At 51.8% G+C, this 21179-nt stretch carries 22 protein-coding genes, 1 tRNA gene and 1 pseudogene; 13 read left to right on the forward strand and 11 right to left on the reverse strand.

Translation table 11 applies throughout. The annotated features are described in order from the left end of the window. Window positions 1-46: 46 nt before the first annotated feature. Window positions 47-637 (forward strand): annotated as a pseudogene (locus ACLD4K_RS10795) (membrane-associated sensor domain-containing protein); the annotation flags it as partial. Window positions 638-953: 316 nt separating this feature from the next. Here the strand turns inward: ACLD4K_RS10795 and ACLD4K_RS10800 are convergent. After that, window positions 954-1041 (reverse strand) — tRNA-Ser (locus ACLD4K_RS10800). A gap of 394 nt (window positions 1042-1435) precedes the next feature. On the opposite strand from ACLD4K_RS10800, the gene yccA reads away from it, so the two are divergent. Both yccA and tusE read left to right on the forward strand, forming a co-directional pair. Further along, window positions 1436-2095, forward strand: a complete 660-nt coding sequence (gene yccA / locus ACLD4K_RS10805) for an FtsH protease modulator YccA (RefSeq protein WP_411011846.1) — start codon at window positions 1436-1438, stop codon at window positions 2093-2095. Window positions 2096-2181: 86 nt separating this feature from the next. Continuing rightward, on the forward strand, window positions 2182-2511 hold the full coding sequence (gene tusE / locus ACLD4K_RS10810; protein ID WP_000904446.1) for a sulfurtransferase TusE: 330 nt from the start codon (window positions 2182-2184) through the stop codon (window positions 2509-2511). Here the strand turns inward: tusE and yccX are convergent. The 3 genes from yccX to ACLD4K_RS10825 are packed head-to-tail and all read right to left on the reverse strand — an operon-like array spanning window position 2508 to window position 4191. After that, window positions 2508-2789 carry an acylphosphatase gene (gene yccX, locus ACLD4K_RS10815; protein WP_000072884.1) on the reverse strand — a complete coding sequence of 94 codons (282 nt, stop codon included), beginning with the start codon at window positions 2787-2789 and terminating at the stop codon, window positions 2508-2510. The two genes, tusE and yccX, sit on opposite strands and share 4 nt — an antisense overlap. A gap of 48 nt (window positions 2790-2837) precedes the next feature. Further along, window positions 2838-3617 carry a helix-turn-helix transcriptional regulator gene (locus ACLD4K_RS10820; protein ID WP_000548082.1) on the reverse strand — a complete coding sequence of 260 codons (780 nt, stop codon included), beginning with the start codon at window positions 3615-3617 and terminating at the stop codon, window positions 2838-2840. A 25-nt stretch (window positions 3618-3642) separates the two neighbouring features. Then, entirely contained in the window at window positions 3643-4191 is a 549-nt protein-coding gene (locus ACLD4K_RS10825; RefSeq protein ID WP_000859417.1) for a YbhB/YbcL family Raf kinase inhibitor-like protein, read from the reverse strand. A gap of 214 nt (window positions 4192-4405) precedes the next feature. Here ACLD4K_RS10825 and rlmI point away from each other — a divergent pair, with 214 nt between their 5' ends. Together rlmI and hspQ are read left to right on the forward strand one after the other, a co-directional pair. Continuing rightward, entirely contained in the window at window positions 4406-5617 is a 1212-nt protein-coding gene (gene rlmI, locus ACLD4K_RS10830; RefSeq protein WP_000140480.1) for a 23S rRNA (cytosine(1962)-C(5))-methyltransferase RlmI, read from the forward strand. Between the two features lie 57 nt (window positions 5618-5674). After that, entirely contained in the window at window positions 5675-5992 is a 318-nt protein-coding gene (gene hspQ / locus ACLD4K_RS10835; RefSeq protein WP_000561983.1) for a heat shock protein HspQ, read from the forward strand. Between the two features lie 44 nt (window positions 5993-6036). Here hspQ and ACLD4K_RS10840 read toward each other — a convergent pair whose 3' ends face one another. Beyond that, the gene (locus tag ACLD4K_RS10840) at window positions 6037-6450 is read right to left on the reverse strand and encodes a CoA-binding protein (protein ID WP_001537782.1); all 414 of its coding nucleotides are present in this window, start codon (window positions 6448-6450) and stop codon (window positions 6037-6039) included. A gap of 173 nt (window positions 6451-6623) precedes the next feature. Here ACLD4K_RS10840 and ACLD4K_RS10845 point away from each other — a divergent pair, with 173 nt between their 5' ends. Beyond that, complete coding sequence (locus tag ACLD4K_RS10845) at window positions 6624-7286, forward strand: DUF2057 family protein (RefSeq protein WP_000847736.1); 663 nt, start codon at window positions 6624-6626, stop codon at window positions 7284-7286. 94 nt (window positions 7287-7380) lie between these two features. After that, window positions 7381-7839: a methylglyoxal synthase gene (gene mgsA, locus ACLD4K_RS10850; RefSeq protein WP_000424187.1), complete on the forward strand. Its 459-nt coding sequence runs from the start codon at window positions 7381-7383 to the stop codon at window positions 7837-7839. Window positions 7840-7874: 35 nt separating this feature from the next. Here the strand turns inward: mgsA and helD are convergent, their stop codons facing one another. Next, entirely contained in the window at window positions 7875-9929 is a 2055-nt protein-coding gene (helD, locus tag ACLD4K_RS10855; RefSeq protein WP_411011847.1) for a DNA helicase IV, read from the reverse strand. Window positions 9930-10052: 123 nt separating this feature from the next. Between helD and ACLD4K_RS10860 the strand changes: the two genes are divergently transcribed. Then, window positions 10053-10499 (forward strand): YccF domain-containing protein, encoded by a 447-nt coding sequence (locus tag ACLD4K_RS10860; protein WP_001261222.1) that lies wholly within the window; start codon window positions 10053-10055, stop codon window positions 10497-10499. Between the two features lie 18 nt (window positions 10500-10517). Continuing rightward, window positions 10518-12671 carry a YccS family putative transporter gene (gene yccS / locus ACLD4K_RS10865; RefSeq protein ID WP_411011848.1) on the forward strand — a complete coding sequence of 718 codons (2154 nt, stop codon included), beginning with the start codon at window positions 10518-10520 and terminating at the stop codon, window positions 12669-12671. Here the strand turns inward: yccS and ACLD4K_RS10870 are convergent. Next, window positions 12658-13263 (reverse strand): TfoX/Sxy family DNA transformation protein, encoded by a 606-nt coding sequence (locus ACLD4K_RS10870; protein WP_001202375.1) that lies wholly within the window; start codon window positions 13261-13263, stop codon window positions 12658-12660. The genes yccS and ACLD4K_RS10870 overlap by 14 nt on opposite strands. A gap of 216 nt (window positions 13264-13479) precedes the next feature. Here ACLD4K_RS10870 and sulA point away from each other — a divergent pair, with 216 nt between their 5' ends. Then, the gene (gene sulA, locus ACLD4K_RS10875) at window positions 13480-13989 is read left to right on the forward strand and encodes an SOS-induced cell division inhibitor SulA (RefSeq protein WP_080108354.1); all 510 of its coding nucleotides are present in this window, start codon (window positions 13480-13482) and stop codon (window positions 13987-13989) included. A 356-nt stretch (window positions 13990-14345) separates the two neighbouring features. Then, entirely contained in the window at window positions 14346-15398 is a 1053-nt protein-coding gene (gene ompA / locus ACLD4K_RS10880) for a porin OmpA (protein WP_023193195.1), read from the forward strand. A gap of 71 nt (window positions 15399-15469) precedes the next feature. On the opposite strand, the gene matP is transcribed toward ompA, so the two are convergent. Further along, complete coding sequence (gene matP, locus ACLD4K_RS10885; protein ID WP_000877172.1) at window positions 15470-15922, reverse strand: macrodomain Ter protein MatP; 453 nt, start codon at window positions 15920-15922, stop codon at window positions 15470-15472. A 185-nt stretch (window positions 15923-16107) separates the two neighbouring features. On the opposite strand from matP, the gene ACLD4K_RS10890 reads away from it, so the two are divergent. Next, window positions 16108-17868 (forward strand): AAA family ATPase, encoded by a 1761-nt coding sequence (locus ACLD4K_RS10890; protein ID WP_411011849.1) that lies wholly within the window; start codon window positions 16108-16110, stop codon window positions 17866-17868. A 68-nt stretch (window positions 17869-17936) separates the two neighbouring features. Further along, on the forward strand, window positions 17937-18455 hold the full coding sequence (gene fabA, locus ACLD4K_RS10895) for a bifunctional 3-hydroxydecanoyl-ACP dehydratase/trans-2-decenoyl-ACP isomerase (protein ID WP_411011850.1): 519 nt from the start codon (window positions 17937-17939) through the stop codon (window positions 18453-18455). A 99-nt stretch (window positions 18456-18554) separates the two neighbouring features. Here fabA and rmf read toward each other — a convergent pair whose 3' ends face one another. From rmf to pqiB, 3 genes are all read right to left on the reverse strand, one after another. Then, the gene (rmf, locus tag ACLD4K_RS10900; RefSeq protein WP_001537784.1) at window positions 18555-18722 is read right to left on the reverse strand and encodes a ribosome modulation factor; all 168 of its coding nucleotides are present in this window, start codon (window positions 18720-18722) and stop codon (window positions 18555-18557) included. Window positions 18723-18977: 255 nt separating this feature from the next. Continuing rightward, window positions 18978-19541: a membrane integrity-associated transporter subunit PqiC gene (gene pqiC, locus ACLD4K_RS10905; protein ID WP_000759136.1), complete on the reverse strand. Its 564-nt coding sequence runs from the start codon at window positions 19539-19541 to the stop codon at window positions 18978-18980. Further along, window positions 19538-21178, reverse strand: coding sequence for an intermembrane transport protein PqiB (gene pqiB, locus ACLD4K_RS10910; RefSeq protein ID WP_150362072.1), 1641 nt, complete (start codon window positions 21176-21178; stop codon window positions 19538-19540). The genes pqiC and pqiB overlap by 4 nt, the downstream gene beginning before the upstream one ends. Between the last annotated feature and the right edge of the window lies 1 nt (window position 21179).

Consider the following 21179-nt stretch of genomic DNA (forward strand, 5'->3'; position numbering starts at 1 on the left):
CCACTTTGTCGGATACATCAGATTATGACCAGACGGTTCGCGCTGTACGCTTACCGCCATACTCATTTATGGTCGCTTTATCCTGCAGCGCTGGTTTGATGAAGCCTGGTTGCGTTACCAGGAAAACCGGATGCTTATCGCGCGTCTCGACGTTATGGCTCACCAGGATGCACTGACCGGGACCGCTAATCGACGTTCAATGGAAAGTTTTCTTGGGGATGCTCTCCGCCAGGCGGAGTCGTTTGCACTGATCATGCTCGATGTGGACTATTTCAAAAACTATAACGACCATTATGGTCACCAGGCTGGCGATGCCTGTCTGGCAAAGGTGGCTGATGTGATGAAGAGATCGGTTCGTACTCCGGCAGACCTGGTGGCACGTTACGGGGGCGAAGAATTTGTCGTTGTGCTGCCTTCGTCGTCGCTGAATGAAGCTGCGCTGGTTGCTGAACGTATTCAGACAAACCTGCGTGAAATCGCACTGGCGCATGTAGCATCTGCGGTTAGTGAAACGGTCACTGTCAGCATGGGCATCACCCTTTCCACAGCCGGTGACACTGTTACCGGCATTATTGCCAGAGCGGATGAGGCCCTTTATCGGGCTAAACAACAGGGACGTAATCGTTGGGTAAAGTAAAACCAGTTGCCCGGTGTTTGATACAGATGATCACCTTGCCATACTCAGATAATTAAAACTGAATATTTGGAAGCAAAAAAGACAGTCGGACTCACGGAACCTTTGCGCTGGTACAGCCTGAATATCAGATAAAATTATGTCCAGCCGCAGATAACCAGTTGACAAAGGTTACACCGACGCTGGACATACCGCTTTTGTCAGTCAACTCATGAAAAAACAGTCTTTTTTTTGGGAAATATTCTAGCAGTATTTTCTAACTATATTCTAAGCGCAAAAAAAACAAAGGGGTTACCTTTCGGTAACCCCTTGTTTAATCTGGCGGAAGCGCAGAGATTCGAACTCTGGAACCCTTTCGGGTCGCCGGTTTTCAAGACCGGTGCCTTCAACCGCTCGGCCACACTTCCGGAATGAGGCGCACTATAAACATCCCGGTGCGTCATGTAAAGACCGAATGTGTTCGTTTGCGTGAAAAACAGGCAAAATTTCGTTAATTGCCTGAAATAGCGGCACATTGACCATTTCTTCAACACAAAAACTGGCTTAATACGTGTTGATCGTCCCCACTGTTTTATCGCTGTGATTATCAATTTTTTATCGGTAGCGCGTGGTTGGCGCTGCCGCCTGTTTTATGGCGTAGCGCCAGACATGAGCAGACCGTTTTAACGACGGTAATCACCTGAAATCTCTTAAGGAAACTAAACGTAAACGAATGCGTAAAGATGGGTAAAACCACTGGGTGACAGTGACTGTTTTTATTATTCTCCTTTATTAATTACATCTGTCATAAGAGAGTGACTAATGGATCGTATCATTACATCATCGCGTGATCGTAGCTCGCTACTGAGTACGCACAAAGTACTGCGCAACACCTATTTTCTGTTGAGCCTGACGCTGGCTTTCTCCGCAATTACCGCGACAGCCAGTACGGTACTGATGCTGCCCTCCCCCGGCCTGATTCTGACGCTGGTCGGTATGTATGGGCTGATGTTCCTGACCTATAAAACCGCCAATAAGCCGGTCGGTATCCTGTCTGCTTTTGCGTTTACCGGCTTCCTCGGCTATATCCTGGGCCCGATTCTTAACGCCTATCTGTCAGCAGGCATGGGCGATGTTATTGGCCTGGCGCTGGGTGGTACCGCGTTAGTATTTTTTTGCTGCTCCGCTTACGTTCTGACCACCCGTAAGGATATGTCTTTCCTGGGCGGTATGTTAATGGCCGGGATCGTCGTCGTGCTGATTGGTATGGTGGCGAATATTTTCCTGCAACTGCCTGCATTGCACCTGGCGATTAGCGCGGTGTTTATCCTGATTTCCTCGAGCGCTATCCTGTATGAAACCAGTAACATCATTCACGGCGGTGAAACCAACTATATTCGTGCGACCGTCAGTCTGTACGTTTCGCTGTACAACATCTTTGTCAGCCTGCTCAGCATCCTGGGCTTCGCCAGCCGCGACTAATCGACATTCCCCTCTTCCAGCCCTGCTTATGCAGGGCTTTATTTTTTGCTACACTGCCGTCCGTGTTGATTACGCAGTGAAACGTTATGTTGATCTTTGAAGGTAAAGAAATCAGTACTGATAGCGAAGGCTATCTGAAAGAGACGACGCAGTGGAGTGAAGCGCTGGCAGTCGCTATCGCCGCCAATGAAGGCATTGAGCTCTCTGCGGAACACTGGGAAGTCGTGCGCTTCGTGCGCGAATTTTACCTGGAGTTTAATACCTCTCCCGCCATCCGAATGCTGGTAAAAGCGATGGCGAATAAGTTCGGCGAAGAAAAAGGCAACAGCCGCTATCTGTATCGTCTGTTCCCGAAAGGCCCGGCAAAGCAAGCGACCAAAATCGCCGGTCTGCCCAAACCGGTAAAGTGTATTTAATACCGAATACTGAAGCCTGTTAACGTCTCGCGAGGGCTGTGCGGTTCAGTGAGGATTTTGTCCACACGAGCAGAGCGCGGCCCGCCCTCTTTCAGCCACTTGATGAGCTTTTCCACCTGCGCCGCGTCGCCACAGGCCACCACTTCTACGCTTCCGTCATCCATATTCTTCGCATAGCCGGTTAACCCCAGCCGCTGCGCCTCATGCTGCGTGGTATAGCGAAACCCGACTCCCTGAACGCGACCATAAACCCAGGCGATAATGCAGACGTTCGACATGATGGTTCTCCTTTCATAATCAGTGGTGGAGGCTCATACAGGACATACTTAACGTACCTGACTGGGCAAACACCCATAATGTTGGCGGAATCTGGCCGTAAATCGCGACCCCGACAGGTAACCGCACCGTAGCGCTATTTCGCCGATCGGCAGCGTCGTCGATTGCAGTTGAGAAAGCGCGCAGGACATGCGCACCTCTTCAACAATTTGTCGATAACTCTGCGATTCGCGCTGCAAGCGCCGACGCAGCGTCGATGTTCCCATAGCAAGACGGCGGGCTATCTCCTGGGCTGTCCATAGCTTAGCAGGCGAGAGCATAATCAGTTGCCGCACCTGCTCGGTGAGGGTGTAACGCCGTTCAATAAGCAGCGGTCCTGCCGCGCCATCATGCAAAAGCGCTAACAGTAACCCCATCGCCTGATGTTCCTGTAGCCCAACGGGTAAACCCTGGCGCACAGCATCCAACACGTTCTCCCACATAAATGTCAGGCTACGGCTCATCGGGGTACACAGCGATGTCAGGTTTGCCGGTGGATAATCCTGAACGTACATCGTTTTAAAGCGAGCAATAATCTCCGGTGAAAGTAACAACAGGTCGGAGCGAAAACCGTTCTGCGCAGGCTGATTAATAATCTCCAGCGGCGTGTTCGCCGGGATAATAATCAACTCGCCCGGCCCGGCGACAAGGCGGCTATCATCCTGAATGATGACTTTACTGCCCTGCGTAATATGGCAGATAGCGGCGGAAAAAAGTGTAACACGATGCAAACGGTGCAGATGACTGGAACGCACCTCTGCCGTCGTAAGATCCTGATGTCGAATATGCATCTCCTGCACCGTGCCGTCCTCTGTTTTATCTTCCGTATGTGGCCGTGAATTGTGCTTTCGCAATCACATGCGCGTTAAGCATAAACCCTACCAACGCGCCACTCGACTCACTGTCGAGCGGCAGTGTTGCCGTATTCAGCGCCCACACAGTAAACTGATAGCGATGAGGCTTATCGCCCGGCGGCGGACAGGCGCCGCCAAAGCCAGCATAACCGAAATCATTCCGTCCCTGCACCACTCCAGCAGGTAACGTTTTTTTATCAGCCCCCGTCGGCAGGTCGTGAATCTGCGCAGGAATATTCACCATCGTCCAGTGCCACCAACCGCTTCCGGTGGGCGCATCAGGATCGAAGACGGTAATAGCGTAGCTTTTGGTTCCGGCAGGCGGATTGCGCCAGCTCAGCTGCGGCGAAATATTTTCTCCGCTACAACCAAATCCTTTAAAGACGTGCTGTTGCGTTAAACGAAAATCCGCCGGAATATCCGCGCTACTGAGGCTAAACGCCGACGCGGCAGATACGCCGCCACTCAATGCCATCATTGCGGCTGCGGTCAAAGAGAAGACTGTTTTCATTGTATTTCCTTCTTCATGTAAAGAAATAACACTATAAAAAGCGCCCGCTGAAGAAACTGTGCCTTTACGATTCTATTTTGTGCAGAAACGCTCACCGCCATACGCTGGTGATTGCCCCTCTTATCTGTGCTACCCTACGCGCCATTTCGTTTTCACGGTCCCTGGCTGGAGCTATCATCCGGCTCGCGTTACTGTTTGTGAGAGGTTACTCCGCATGACTGAATCTACATTTCCGCAATATCCCCGTTTAGTCCTCAGCAAAGGGCGAGAAAAATCTTTACTCCGCCGCCACCCATGGGTCTTTTCCGGCGCCGTCTCCCGTCTGGAAGGCAAAGCCAACCTCGGTGAAACTATCGATATCGTCGACCATCAGGGAAAATGGTTAGCACGCGGCGCCTGGTCGCCAGCATCTCAGATCCGCGCGCGCGTCTGGACATTTGATAAAGCAGAATCCATTGATATTGCGTTTTTCACCCGCCGCCTGCGTCAGGCGCAGCAGTGGCGCGACTGGCTGGCAAAAAAAGACGGCCTGGATAGCTATCGTCTGATCGCCGGTGAGTCCGATGGCCTGCCTGGCGTCACTATCGATCGTTTTGGTCATTTTTTGGTGCTGCAACTGCTCAGCGCCGGGGCCGAATATCAACGCGCCGCATTAATTAGCGCTCTGCAAACATGCTATCCGGATTGCGCTATTTACGATCGCAGCGACGTCGCCGTGCGGAAAAAAGAAGGGATGGCGCTGACACAAGGCCCGGTCACTGGCGAACTGCCGCCTGCGCTTCTGCCAATTGAAGAACACGGTATGAAATTGCTGGTCGATATCCAGGGCGGCCACAAAACCGGTTATTATCTTGATCAGCGCGACAGTCGTCTGGCGACGCGCCGCTACGTGGAAAATCAGCGGGTACTGAACTGCTTCTCTTATACCGGCGGTTTTGCCGTGTCGGCATTAATGGGCGGTTGTCGCCAGGTTGTCAGCGTGGATACCTCACAGGATGCGCTGGATATCGCCAGGCAAAACGTTGAACTGAACCAACTGGACTTGAGCAAAGCCGAATTCGTGCGCGACGACGTGTTTAAGTTGCTGCGCGCTTACCGTGAACACGGCGAAAAATTCGACGTCATCATCATGGACCCGCCCAAATTCGTCGAAAATAAAAGCCAGTTAATGGGTGCCTGCCGGGGCTATAAAGACATTAACATGTTAGCGATTCAACTGCTCAATCCGGGCGGCATACTGCTGACATTCTCTTGCTCCGGACTGATGACCAGCGATTTATTTCAGAAAATCATTGCCGATGCCGCAATAGATGCCGGTCGTGATGTACAATTTATAGAGCAGTTCCGTCAGGCCGCCGATCACCCGGTGATCGCCACCTACCCGGAAGGGCTGTATCTGAAAGGGTTTGCCTGTCGCGTCATGTAACTTGAAAAGTGGAATAGTATCCTCATATAAAGGGTATCTATTTCCCGGGAGGTGACTATGATAGCCAGCAAATTCGGTATCGGCCAACAGGTCCGCCATTCCCTGTTAGGTTACCTCGGAGTGGTCGTCGATATCGACCCGGAATATTCGCTTGATGAACCGTCGCCTGATGAACTGGCGGTTAACGACGAACTTCGCGCCGCTCCGTGGTACCACGTGGTAATGGAAGATGATGATGGTCAGCCAGTGCATACTTATCTGGCCGAGGCCCAGTTGCGAAGCGAAATGCGGGACGAGCATCCAGAACAGCCATCGATGGATGAACTGGCGCGTACCATTCGCAAGCAGCTTCAGGCGCCGCGACTACGTAACTGATTGTATTTAAAAGGCCGGAGAGCGATATCCGGCCTTTTAAACTTTTATTTCGCCAGCCCCAGGCGAGGGATCTCAATCGCCGGGCAGCGATCCATCACCACGGTCATGCCTGCATCCCGCGCCAGTACCGCCGCCTGCTCGTTGATCACGCCAAGCTGTAGCCACAGCGTTTTTGCGCCGATGGCGATAGCTTCCTGTGCGACGCCCCATGCAGCTTCAGAGTTGCGAAAAACATCCACCATATCGACTTTTTCGGGAATGTCCGCCAGCGTGGCATACCCCTGTTGCCCCAGCAATGTCTTACCCGCGACTTTTGGCGCAACCGGAATCACATGGTAGCCCTGTTCAAGCAGGTATTTCATTACCCGATAACTTGGACGATCGGGTTTATCGCTCGCACCTACCAGCGCGATAGTGCGAGTGGACGTCAATACATCAGCAATATCGGTCTCTTTCATCATCTTTCTCCTGGCTGTTTTGCAAAGTGTACGACAAACCTGACATAGCAACCATTCATCCCATACCGATGTATGAGAGCAAAACGCCAAAATATGTCTATATGTTAGTAAACATGATCTAAGAAAAATTTCGATACATTATTAGCCAGACGGCCTTTGGACAGGAGAACCTTATGAAAACCGGCGCGCTAACCACCTTCCTTGCTCTCTGTTTGCCGGTGACTGTTTTTGCCACAACGCTCCGTTTGTCGAATGAGGTTGATCTGCTGGTGCTGGACGGCAAAAAGGTATCCAGCTCTTTATTACGCGGCGCAGAGAGCATCGAACTGGAAAACGGGCCGCATCAACTCGTTTTCCGGGTGGAAAAAACCATCCGCCTGTCCGGTAATGAAGAGCGGCTTTATATTTCTCCGCCGCTGGTGATAAGTTTCGATACCCAGTTGATAAGTCAGGTCAATTTCCAGCTCCCGCGGCTGGAAAACGAGCGCGAAGCCTCGCATTTTAACGCGGCGCCGCGTCTGGCGCTTTTGGACGGCGACGCCATGCCCATTCCGGTAAAACTCGATATTCTGGCCATTACTTCTACGGCTAAAGTGGTCGATTATGAAATAGAGACCGAGCGTTATAATAAATCGGCGAAACGCGCCTCGCTTCCTCAGTTCGCCACGATGATGGCAGACGACAGCACATTACTTTCCGACGTCTCAGAGCTTGATACCGTACCGCCGCAATCACAAACTCTGACAGAACAACGGCTGAAATATTGGTTCCGACTGGCCGACCCGCAGACACGCCATCATTTTCTGCAATGGGCGGAAAAACAGCCGCCCTCTTGATATGAGTTGTCCCAGCGCGCAATTTTTTTGTCTTTCTCTTGCAGCATCAAGCGCTTCCAGTAATCTGTAGACAGGTTAACTACGGAATCGAATTATGGAACTGACGACTCGCACCTTGCCGACGCGCAAACATATCGCGTTGGTTGCTCACGACCACTGCAAACAGATGTTAATGAACTGGGTGGAACGCCATCAGCCGTTGCTGGAAAAACACGTTCTTTATGCAACCGGCACCACGGGGAATCTGATCCAGCGCGCAACCGGTATGGACGTTAATGCGATGCTGAGCGGCCCGATGGGCGGCGACCAGCAGGTTGGCGCGCTCATTTCAGAAGGGAAAATCGACGTGTTGATATTCTTCTGGGACCCGCTTAACGCGGTACCGCACGACCCCGATGTCAAAGCGCTACTGCGTCTGGCCACCGTATGGAATATCCCTGTCGCCACTAACGTCTCAACGGCGGACTTTATCATCCAGTCCCCGCATTTTAATGACGCTGTAGATATTCTTATTCCGGATTATGCGCGTTATCTGGCCGAGCGCCTGAAATAACCGCTACGCGGGCGGGATGCTGTACCGCCCGCGCTTTAGGGCTTCCTCGCCACCGGCACATCCAGCTGTTTAAGCGCCTCCACAAAGCGCGAGGGATTATCTTTATTAAAAAGCAGCCAGACCCGCGCACGCGCGCGCGTCAACGCCACATATAACAACCGCCGCTCTTCAGCGTCCGGAAAATCCTCAACCTGAGGAAGAAGCGCACTTTCCATAATGGATTCGCGCGCCGGGGCGGGGAAACCGTCGTTACCCTCCTGCAATCCGACAAGAATCACGTAATCGGCCTGTTGGCCTTTGCTGGCATGGATAGTCATGAAGTCTATCTGTAACTTCGGCCAGCGAGTCGCCGCTTTTTGTAGACTCGCGGGTTTCAGATGGTGATAGCGCGCCAGCACCAGGATACGTTCATCTTCCTTCGCATAGCCGGATAATTTATCCAGTAATGCGTCCAACTGGCTTTCATCCAATAACGTCACCGCTTTTTTATCGCCTGGGGTCAGACTATTTAACGGTTTTTTAAGCTGGTGCGGATTCTGCTGTACAAAGCGATTGGCAATATCGCCAATCCGACTGTTAAAGCGGTACGTGGTGTCCAGGTGGCAATGCTCGCCCTCGCCGAACGTCTGATGAAACGCCGTCGTTAAGGAGAGCTGCGCCCCGCTAAAACGGTAAATTGCCTGCCAGTCATCGCCAACGGCAAACAGCGTAGTCTGGCTATTCTGCTTGCGCAGCGCCTCTAACAGCGCCGCCCGTTGCGGGGAAATATCCTGAAATTCATCGACCAGAATATGCTTCCACGGGCTGATAAAACGCCCTTTTTCGAGGATCACCATTGCCTGATGGATCAGCCCGGAGAAATCAACGGCATTTTCCGCTTTCAACGCGCTTTTCCAGGCCTTCAGCAGCGGCGCCATCAGCTTAATGCGTTTGCCAAACAGCTCGCGGCACTCCTCTGGTGCGCCAGCGATCATTTCTGCCTGCGCGCCGCCGTGCATACGCATCAAACTGACCCAACGATCCAGGCGAGGGGCCAGACGCCGCTGTAATGTCTCATCGTCCCAGAAATTACCTTCCGGCACTACCCACTGCATCTCCTCTTCCAGCCACTGACGCCAGCCTTTGGCCTGCGCTTTTTTCTCGCTACACTGCTGACGCCAGGTGCGCAGAAATAGCTGATACCGCGCGGTGGCGTCACCTTCCAACTTACTGACAACCGGCGCTTTTTTACTGCCTTGCTGAATAATATACAGCGCCAGCGAATGGAACGTACGGGCAGTAATCTCTTCCGTATGTAAGCGCTCGCGGATACGCTCATCCATCTCTTCTGCCGCCTTGCGACCAAACGCCAGTAAAAGAATTTGCCCCGCATCGGCTTGTCCGAGCGCCAACAACCAACCCGCGCGCGCCACCAGCACCGAGGTCTTGCCGCTTCCCGCGCCCGCCAGTACCAGTAACGATGATTCGCCGTTAACCACCGCCCTGGCCTGGGAAGGATTAAGCGGAGAGGATTCTATCTGCGTAAAAAAGTCGGCATGCGCTTCCAGCATGGCATCAGCATACGCCTGATTATGCTGCTGCCGACTTCCCTCGCTATCCTGTAACCATGCCAGACACTTACGCCATATCTCGCGACAGTGAGCAAACTCCTCCAGACGTGAGACCGGTAGCGGCAAGGCGGCAAACGTCTGGCGAATTTCGTGTTCCAGCCCCCGAACGCGTTCACGGGTAAGCCATTGGTTTTCGCCCGTTCGCTCACTAATACGCGCCCATTGCTCTTGTAATGCCTGCGCGGCGACATCACTCATCTCCTGGCTCCAGCGACGCCAGTGCGCGTCCAGATAGCGATGGAATTGCTGGGTTTCCGACCACTCGGTACCGTGCAAACGCACGACTTTATCCTCCGGGAGGACAAACTCCAGCTCGCCCCATACCAGCCCACGCTTACAGTGAATCGCCAATAACTGATTGAATGGAATAAGATATTCATGCCTGTCGCCAGACACTTTCACCCCAGCGTTGAGGATCACGGCACGATCATACGGGTGTTGCGCCAGACGTTTTCCAAGAGAAGTTGCTTTCAGTTCCATGACTCAGCGAATCCAGACGTAAAGATGTGCTTATCAGTGTAACCGCCAGAGAAAACGTGCTCCAGTCTAAAAAAACGTTACAATTGCCCGCAGTGATAGAAAACCGGAATGAACTGAGGGTTTATGCGTACCGTTCTGAATATTTTAAATTTTGTACTGGGCGGCTTTGCCACTACGCTGGCCTGGCTGCTGGCGACGCTGGTCAGTATTGTGCTTATTTTTACCCTGCCGTTGACCCGCTCCTGCTGGGAGATAACCAAACTGTCCCTGTTCCCTTACGGTAATGAAGCCATTCACGTTGACGAACTTAATCCGGCGGCGAAAAGCGTATTAATGAATACTGGCGGTACCTTGCTGAATATTTTCTGGTTACTTTTTTTCGGCTGGTGGCTATGCCTGATGCACATTGCCTCCGGTATCGCGCAGTGTGTCACTATCATCGGGATACCTGTCGGTATTGCGAACTTTAAAATTGCCGCGATTGCGCTTTGGCCTGTCGGTCGCCGCGTCGTCTCTGTAGAAACCGCTCGCGCCGCGCGAGAAGCTAACGCGCGCCGCCGTTTTGAATGATCGGGACAAATAGCCTTTATGTTAAGTCCGTTGATTCGCCGTTATACCTGGAACAGTACCTGGCTGTATTACATCCGCATTTTTATCGCTCTGTGCGGCACCACTGCCCTGCCCTGGTGGCTGGGCGACGTCAAACTTACCATCCCGCTCACGCTCGGTATGGTTGCCGCGGCGCTAACCGATCTCGACGACCGCCTTGCCGGACGCTTGCGTAATTTAATCATTACCTTAATTTGCTTTTTTATCGCGTCGGCTTCTGTGGAGCTGCTCTTTCCCTGGCCGTGGCTATTTGCGTTGGGCTTAACGTTATCCACCAGCGGATTTATTCTGTTGGGAGGATTAGGGCAACGCTATGCCACCATCGCGTTCGGCGCGTTACTCATTGCCATCTACACAATGCTGGGTACCTCTTTATATGCGCACTGGTATCAGCAACCTCTACTCCTGCTGGCAGGCGCAGTATGGTATAACCTACTGACGTTAACCGGGCATCTGCTATTTCCGATCCGTCCGTTGCAGGATAATCTGGCACGCAGTTACGAACAGTTGGCGCACTATCTGGAACTGAAATCACGTCTGTTTGATCCTGATATTGAAGATGAAAGCCAGGCACCGCTCTATGATTTAGCGTTAGCGAACGGGCAGTTAATGGCGACGCTGAACCAAACGAAAGTGTCGTTGTTGACTCGCCTGCGCGGCGATCGCGGTCAACGCGGTACGCGCCGCACCCTCCATTACTATTTTGTGGCGCAGGATATTCATGAACGCGCCAGTTCTTCGCATATTCAATACCAGACGCTGCGCGATTATTTTCGCCATAGCGACGTCATGTTCCGCTTCCAACGTCTGATGTCGATGCAGGCGCAGGCCTGTACACAGCTGGCGCGCTGTATCTTACTGCGTACGCCGTACCAGCATGATCCGCGTTTCGAACGCGTCTTTACCCACATTGACGCCGCGCTTGAACGTATGCGCGCCAGCGGCGCTTCTTTGGAACTGCTGAATACGCTTGGTTTCTTATTAACCAACCTACGCGCCATTGATGCGCAACTGGCGACGATCGAGTCGGAGCAGGCCCAGGCAATGCCGCGCAATGAGTCAGAAAACCAGTTGGCTGATGATAGCCTGCACGGGTTTAGCGACATCTGGCTGCGTCTGAGCCGTAATTTTACCCCGGAGTCCGCTCTCTTTCGCCATGCGGTACGCATGTCGCTGGTATTGTGCATCGGTTATGCTCTCATCCAAATTACCGGGATGCGCCACGGGTACTGGATATTGCTCACCAGCCTGTTTGTTTGCCAGCCTAACTATAACGCGACCCGCCATCGCCTTGCGCTCAGGATTATCGGTACGTTGGTAGGCGTTGCGATCGGCCTGCCGATTTTATGGTTTGTCCCTTCGCTTGAAGGACAGTTAGTTCTGCTGGTGATTACCGGCGTGCTTTTCTTCGCATTCCGTAATGTGCAGTATGCCCATGCGACGATGTTCATCACCCTGCTGGTATTACTCTGCTTTAACCTCCTGGGCGAAGGCTTCGAGGTAGCGTTACCGCGCGTCGTCGACACGTTAATTGGCTGCGCTATCGCCTGGGCTGCGGTCAGCTTTATTTGGCCGGACTGGCGCTTTCGCAACCTTCCCCGGATACTCCAGCGCGCCACCGATGCTAATTGCCGCTACCTTGATGCGATCCTTGAGCAATATCACCAGGGACGGGATAACCGCCTGGCCTATCGCATTGCCAGACGCGACGCGCACAACCGCGATGCAGAACTGGCATCCGTGGTTTCTAATATGTCGAGCGAACCCGACGTCACGGCTGAAACCCGGGAGGCGGCGTTCAGGCTGCTTTGCCTCAATCACACTTTTACCAGCTATATCTCCGCCCTCGGCGCGCACCGCGAAAAGCTCAGTAATCCGGACGTGTTGGGGCTTCTGGATGACGCGGTCTGCTACGTTGATGATGCGCTTCATCATCAACCTGAAGACGAACAGCGCGTACACCAGGCGCTGGAGGGTTTAAAACAGCGAGTTCAGTCGCTGGAAACACGTCCGGACAGCAAAGAACCTCTGGTTGTTCAACAAATTGGTTTGCTCATTGCCTTACTGCCCGAGATTGGACGCTTGCAACGGCAAATTTCACCGCCGACTTCTACATTAATTACCCAGCCGTAAGCGAATGAGCCCAGTCGGCAAGCTCCTGGCGACGACTCGCCGGGAGCGCCGCTTCATGTACGCCGACAATTGCGCCTTCCAGGGCATACAAAACTTTCACCGTCAGCAAGGGGTTGCTTTGTCGCAACCTTAGCCAGCACATTTTCGCGCCCAGTATGCGTAACATATTTTCATCCTTTATCCCTGACTCATTGAGCAATGTTTCCAGATGGAAGGTCATATTGGGGAGATCTTTGAGTCTGTGCTGTAAAATACGGCTGTGTTTTTCCTTCATTGCCGCGTCAAGAGAATACTTCGATAAACGTACCAGCTGCTGCTGATCGCGCCACAGGCTTTCATCCACCCGGTAATAGTTGAGCATAACGGGACGTCCACATTTCATAAACATGAGCCAGGCGGGAGGATGCTTCACACAGTAGGGTACGCTTTCTTCACAGGCGCGGAGATAAAGCTCGCCATTAGCCACCATCGCAAAGACGGTATCCTCCACGGTCAGACTATAGCTACCGAATAAAGATCGATACTGGATCGTCCCCAAAGAGGCCAAATATTCTTGCGATTTATAGATCCTGTCATAAGAGAGTGCTCTCATAAAATTCCTTTTAAATCATAAAGTAAAAGAATGATTTGCAGTAACGGATCCGTTAATGACGAAAATAGGCAACTTATACTCCGCGAGCAAGATGATTTTTATTTTTGACGCCACTAAGAATAAAAATTGCGAGACAGTTTCCGAAAATAGAGTTGATCTTTCATCGCCACAGGGGTACTGTATGAATATACAGTAACTCACAGGGCTGGATTGATTATGTACACTTCAGGTTATGCAAATCGTTCTTCGTCATTTCCTACCACTACCCACAACGCTGCGCGCACCGCTACGGAAAATGCCGCGGCAGGACTGGTCAGTGAAGTTGTCTACCACGAAGACCAGCCCATGATGGCGCAACTCCTGCTTTTGCCTTTACTCCGTCAGTTAGGCCAACAATCACGCTGGCAGCTCTGGCTCACGCCGCAGCAAAAGCTCAGCCGTGAATGGGTACAATCTTCAGGTTTGCCATTAACGAAAGTGATGCAAATTAGCCAGCTTGCGCCTCGTCATACGCTGGAGTCGATGATCCGCGCTTTGCGTACAGGAAATTACAGCGTGGTAATTGGTTGGTTGACTGAAGAACTGACAGAAGAAGAACATGCCAGCCTGGTTGAAGCAGCGAAGGTAGGTAATGCGGTAGGGTTTATCATGCGCCCTGTACGTGCGCACACTTTACCCAGGAGACAGCATTCCGGGCTAAAAATTCACTCTAATTTGTATCATTAAGTAAAATTAGGATTTATCCTGGACTTTTTTTTACGCGAGCGCATCTCCTTTGAGTGGTAACGTTTTTTTTGCGAGAAAGCTTGCCAGAAGCGGTTTCCGCAATTTTTGCTGTACGATTTATTATCTGAAACTGTTAAATGATGTGTATATCCGTCATGTTTTTTTCACATGTCTGACGGAGTTCACACTTGTAAGTTTCCAACTACGTTGTAGACTTTACATCGCCAGGGGTGCTCAGCATAAGCCGTAGATATCGGTAGAGTAACTATTGAGCAGATCCCCCGGTGAAGGATTTAACCGTGTTATCTCGTTGGAGATATTCATGGCGTATTTTGGATGATAACGAGGCGCAAAAAATGAAAAAGACAGCTATCGCGATTGCAGTGGCACTGGCTGGTTTCGCTACCGTAGCGCAGGCCGCTCCGAAAGATAACACCTGGTATGCTGGTGCTAAACTGGGCTGGTCTCAGTACCATGACACCGGCTTCATTAACAATGATGGCCCGACTCATGAAAACCAACTGGGCGCAGGTGCTTTTGGTGGTTACCAGGTTAACCCGTACGTTGGCTTTGAAATGGGCTACGACTGGTTAGGCCGTATGCCGTACAAAGGCGACAACATCAATGGCGCTTATAAAGCTCAGGGCGTTCAGTTGACCGCTAAACTGGGTTATCCAATCACTGACGATCTGGACGTTTATACCCGTCTGGGTGGTATGGTATGGCGTGCAGACACCAAGTCTAACGTCCCTGGCGGCGCGTCTACTAAAGACCACGACACCGGCGTTTCCCCGGTATTCGCGGGCGGTATCGAGTATGCCATCACCCCTGAAATCGCAACCCGTCTGGAATACCAGTGGACTAACAACATCGGTGATGCCAACACCATCGGCACCCGTCCGGACAACGGCCTGCTGAGCGTAGGTGTTTCCTACCGTTTCGGCCAGCAAGAAGCTGCTCCGGTAGTAGCTCCGGCACCGGCACCGGCTCCGGAAGTACAGACCAAGCACTTCACTCTGAAGTCTGACGTACTGTTCAACTTCAACAAATCTACCCTGAAGCCGGAAGGCCAGCAGGCTCTGGATCAGCTGTACAGCCAGCTGAGCAACCTGGATCCGAAAGACGGTTCCGTTGTCGTTCTGGGCTTCACTGACCGTATCGGTTCTGACGCTTACAACCAGGGTCTGTCCGAGAAACGTGCTCAGTCTGTTGTTGATTACCTGATCTCCAAAGGTATTCCGTCTGACAAAATCTCCGCACGTGGTATGGGCGAATCTAACCCGGTTACCGGCAACACCTGTGACAACGTGAAACCTCGCGCTGCCCTGATCGATTGCCTGGCCCCGGATCGTCGCGTAGAGATCGAAGTTAAAGGCGTTAAAGACGTGGTAACTCAGCCGCAGGCTTAAGTTTCCGTCTGATAAAAAACCCCGCGCCGCGGGGTTTTTTGCTCTGGTCTGGATGACAACGCCTTTCAGCGTTACTTCTTGCCTAATAACGCCTGTAAATCCTGCTTTAACGTGGTCATTTGCGTGGCATATTTCTCTTTATGCTCCGCGTCTTCTATCAGTTGCACTATCGTTTCGGATAATGTTTTACCGCGTCGCTGCGCAAGGCCCGCCAGACGCTGCCAGACCATAAACTCTAAATCGATAGATTTTTTGCGCGTATGCTGATGTTCCGCATTGAAGTGTCGTTTGCGTCTTGCCCGAATGGTTTGTTTCATCCGATTAAGCAAGGCAGGATTCATATGCCTGTCTATCCAGACATTTACCCGCACCGGTTCATTTTCGAGGGCCAACAACAAATTGACGGCTTCCTGGGCAGCACTGGCTTCCACGTAGCGGGTGATCAACTCCCCTTCGCGGTGCTTTTTCACCAGATATTTCCATTTCCAACCGCTTTCAAGATTTTCAAGTTGTTGATATTTCATTGTGATCCCAATGTTACCGTGTAACTGTTATCAGAATATCAGTTTTTTAGCTATCTGAAGAAAAGAATCTCGAACCTGTGAATGGTTACACGTCTTCATATTACTTTGCATTCGCTTTCCGCGTGTGCAGCGTGACGGGTTAGGCTATAATCCCCCCTTTTACAACAGACTAAAAAACCTCAACTTTGACCATTACGAAACTTGCATGGCGTGATCTGGTTCCGGATAGCGAAAGCTATCAGGAGATATTTGCACAGCCACACGCGACTGACGAAAACGACACCTTACTCAGTGATACTCAGCCACGACTGCAATTTGCGCTTGAGCAGCTTATTCAGCCGTGGAGCTCATCCTCTTTTATGCTGACTAAAGCGCCTGAAGAGCAAGAGTATCTCACTTTACTTTCAGATGCCGTCCGCGCTCTGCAAACCGATGCCGGACAATTAACCGGCGGACATTATGATGTTTCCGGGCATACTGTTCATTACCGCGCCGCGCAGAATGCGCAAGACAACTTTGCCACCGTCACACAAGTCGTCAGCGCGGACTGGGTCGAAGCCGAACAGCTCTTTGGTTGCCTACGGCAGTATAACGGCGACATTATCCTGCAGCCGGGACTGGTTCATCAGGCGAACGGCGGCGTGCTGATTATTTCCTTACGAACCCTTCTGGCGCAGCCGTTGCTATGGATGCGTCTGAAAGCCATCGTTAGCCGCGAACGTTTTGACTGGGTGGCCTTTGACGAATCGCGTCCATTGCCGGTCTCCGTGCCATCAATGCCGCTCAAGCTGAAGGTGATTCTGGTTGGCGAACGTGAATCACTGGCCGATTTTCAGGAGATGGAACCGGAGCTCGCGGAACAGGCTATCTACAGTGAATTTGAAGACAATTTACAGATAGCGGACGCAGAAGCTATGACCCTGTGGTGTCAATGGGTGACGCGTATCGCTTCACGCGATAATTTGCCTGCCCCGGCGCCGGACGCCTGGCCCGTCCTGATACGCGAGGCTGTGCGCTATACCGGCGAACAGGATACGCTGCCTCTTTGCCCACTGTGGATAGCCCGCCAGTTTAAGGAGGCGTCGCCTTTATGCGAAGGCGATACCTGCGGCGCAGAAGCGCTCAGCCTGATGCTTGCCCGACGCGAATGGCGAGAAGGCTTTCTGGCGGAGCGGATGCAGGATGAGATTCTGCAAGAGCAGATCCTGATTGAAACCGAAGGCGAACGCGTTGGACAAATCAATGCGCTTTCCGTCATTGAGTTTCCCGGGCATCCGCGCGCCTTTGGCGAACCGTCGCGAATTAGCTGTGTTGTGCATATCGGCGATGGCGAATTTAACGATATTGAGCGCAAGGCCGAACTTGGCGGGAATATCCACGCTAAGGGAATGATGATTATGCAGGCCTTCCTGATGTCGGAGTTGCAGCTGGAGCAACAAATTCCCTTCTCTGCCTCGTTAACCTTTGAGCAGTCCTACAGCGAAGTGGATGGCGATAGCGCCTCAATGGCGGAATTATGTGCGCTCATCAGCGCGCTGGCCAATGTGCCAGTGAATCAAAACATTGCGATTACCGGCTCGGTCGATCAGTTTGGTCGCGCGCAACCGGTGGGCGGGCTAAACGAAAAAATTGAAGGTTTCTTCGCCATCTGCGAGCAGCGGGAATTAAACGGTAAACAGGGCGTGATTATCCCTGCCGCCAATGTCCGCCATCTCAGTCTTAAATCTGAACTGCTGCAAGCGGTTAAAGAAGAGAAGTTCACTATCTGGGCGGTAGACGACGTGACCGACGCCTTACCGCTACTGTTAAATCTGGTGTGGGATGGCGAAGGTCAAACGACGTTGATGCAGACTATCCAGGAGCGTATCGCACAGGCGACGCAACAGGAAGGCCGTCATCGTTTCCCGTGGCCATTACGTTGGCTGAACGCTTTTATTCCGAACTGATCGGACTTGTTCAGCGTACACGTGTTAGCTATCCTGCGTGCTTCAATAAAATAAGGTTTACATAAAACATGGTAGATAAACGCGAATCCTATACAAAAGAAGACCTTCTTGCCTCTGGTCGTGGTGAACTGTTTGGCGCTAAAGGGCCGCAACTCCCTGCGCCGAACATGCTGATGATGGACCGCGTCGTTAAGATGACCGAAATGGGCGGCAATTTCGACAAAGGCTATGTCGAAGCCGAGCTGGATATCAATCCGGATCTATGGTTCTTCGGATGCCACTTTATCGGCGATCCGGTGATGCCCGGTTGTCTGGGTCTGGATGCTATGTGGCAATTGGTGGGATTCTACCTGGGCTGGTTGGGCGGCGAAGGCAAAGGCCGCGCTCTGGGCGTGGGCGAAGTGAAATTTACCGGCCAGGTTCTGCCAACAGCCAGGAAAGTCACCTATCGCATTCATTTCAAACGTATCGTAAACCGTCGCCTGATCATGGGCCTGGCGGACGGTGAGGTTCTGGTGGATGGTCGTCTGATCTATACCGCACACGATTTGAAAGTCGGTTTGTTCCAGGATACTTCCGCGTTCTAAGTGTTGAATTGATATTCCGCGCTATCGGTATCATGCTTGCAAAGCCAATAAAGGCGAAACCTCCGCACTGCGGAGGTTTCTTTTTCTAAAGAGACAGAATCAGGCCATTACCGCCCTGTCCTCCATGGCTTGTCGCCAACCTCCCAACCAGTATGACCGTTGATTCAGCGTCTGATAGGGACACATTTCTTTTGATCGTCCGGCGATGCCGGCCTGATATCCACGTTGATGTGCCCGTTCCAGGCGATCTCGTTTTTGTCTCTTCATGCCTCGTTTCCCTCATATTTGTATCTGGTGGAAAAGAAAACAGTGATTACAAAATGTGCAATCACACTACACGAATACCTCTAAATGGATCGCCCGTCAATGCGCAAAATTCACACCAATGTCATATTTGTGAGCTATACGGTAAATCATTTGTACAAAAAATGTGAGCCAGAACAATTATTTTTCCGGCGTCAAAAATAAAAAAACCGCCTCAGGCGCACGACCTGAAGCGATTAAATTTACATTACTTTTATCTCAGGGAAGTCGCTTTATCTCATCTGCGATAGCGGCTGCTTCCTGACTCCATGCGCTTGCCAGTACTTTGACCATCTCATCATAGCCATCTTTCTGCTGGCTGGCTTCGATATGGAAAGGCCGCTTAATCAGTTGTCCGTTGTGGTTTAATAGCCACTCCCCGCTGACGATAACCTTACCATCGTAACGTCCATGGAATCCGGTTACGGTAACATTTAACGTATCCTGGGTGGTTCCCAACGGCTGGGAAGCGACGACCCAGCCAGGAAGCCGGGCGCTAAGATTCGCCACCAGCGTGTTACGTAATTGCTGGTCCAGCGGGCTGGCCCACAGATTGTTATTGGCAATCACATACTGGACATCACTGGTTTGATACACCACACCGTTACCTGCCAGATAGTCAGGTACGGAAACCTGCTCTACCCATAAGAGACGGTTGCCCTGGCTTGCGGTGCTTTGCACACCGCTTTGCGCTATCGGGAGCTGATAATAGCTTTTATTCTCTCCGCCGGAGCTACATGACGCCAGCCAGAACGCCATTATCACGACTAGCCATTTTTTCATTGTTTCGCCCTCTTAGGCTCTGGATCTTTTTTATCCTTCGCTTCAAATACCAGCGCGTTGCTCTTCTCGTTCAGAGTTTTCAACACCGGTTGTAACTCACGAAGCACCTGATCGAGACGCTGCATATCCGCCACCATTTTGTTATACGCCGCCGATCCAGGCTGGAAACCTTGCATACTGCGGTTAAGTTCGCGTAACGTCGTTTGCATATCCGCCGGAAGCTGCTGCATCGACTGACTGGAGGTAATCTTGTTCATATTATCCAGCGTGGTTTGCAGCCGACGCATAGTACGCTGGCTTTCAGACAGCGTATTGGTCGCTTGTTCGATCATCGGATTCAGCGGCAGGTTGTTGATCTTATCCAGCGTTTCCACCAGTCGCTGTTGAATTTGCGCTAGGCCGCTGCTGACGGTGGGAATAATTTCATAACCATCAAATTCACGTAGCCCGGTAATCGGCGGCTCCTTAGGATAAAAATCCAGATCGACATACAGCGCCCCGGTCACCAGGTTACCGGTTTTAAGCGAAGCGCGTAAACCGCGCTTAAGCAGTTCCGTCAAATGCGCGCCAACATCCGCATTTTCTCCCAGTTGCGCTTTCAGACGCTCCGGTTCAATGCGCACCAGCACAGGAATACGGTAATCGTCGTTAAACACCTGACGCATATTAGACGCAAAGAAAGGCACTTTGCTTACCGTCCCCAGACGAATACCGCGGAACTCCAGCGGCGCGCCGGGTTGTAATCCGCGCACCGAATCTTTAAAGAACATCAGGTAATCGATATGATCGGTGTACAGCGAATCCTGAATACTTTTTTGATCGTCGTAGAGATTAAACGCCGTTTTTTCGGCGACGGGTTGCCCCTGCTCAAGTCCTTCCGGCACATCAAAACTCACGCCGCCGCCAAACAACGTCGTCAACGATCCCATTTCCACGCGCATTCCCGCCGATGTCAGATCCACAGCGATACCGCTATCTTTCCAGAATCGGACATTACTGGTGACCAACCGATCGTTTGGCGCCTTAATGAACAACTGATAACTCATTGTCCGTTTTTGCGGATCGAAAGAGCTGGTTTCAACGGACCCTACCCGATAGCCCCGGAACAGAACGGGATCGCCGGGACTGAGTTGACCGGCCTTTTTGCTGTCGAGAATCACACGAATACCTTTGGCATCAGGCGGTGCCAACGGCGGTGAGTCAAGAAGCTGATAGCTTTCTGGCTGGCTGCCCTTATTCCCTGGTTGTAGTTCAATATATGCGCCTGATAACAGCGTCCCAAGCCCGCTGATGCCTTCACGCCCCACCTGCGGTTTTACGACCCAAAATACCGAGTCTTTATGCAGCAATTTTTCCATACCGGAATGAAGCCGCGCTTTGATTTGTACATGGGTCAGATCGTCAGTCAGCGTCGCGCTTTCAACCACGCCGACATCCACGCTGCGACTTTTGATCGTCGTTTTTCCGCCTTCAATGCCTTCCGCATTGGTGGTGATTAAGGTAACTTCCGGTCCCTGGTGGCTGTAGTGATAAAACAGAATCCAGGCTCCGATAAGCGCAGTAACAATCGGGAATATCCAGACAGGCGACCAATTTTTCACCTTTTGTACTTTGGCTTCCCCTTTTTTAGGTTCCATG

This window comes from Salmonella sp. 741265055_HSA (assembly GCF_046569525.1).
In the GTDB taxonomy this organism is placed as follows: domain Bacteria; phylum Pseudomonadota; class Gammaproteobacteria; order Enterobacterales; family Enterobacteriaceae; genus Salmonella; species Salmonella enterica.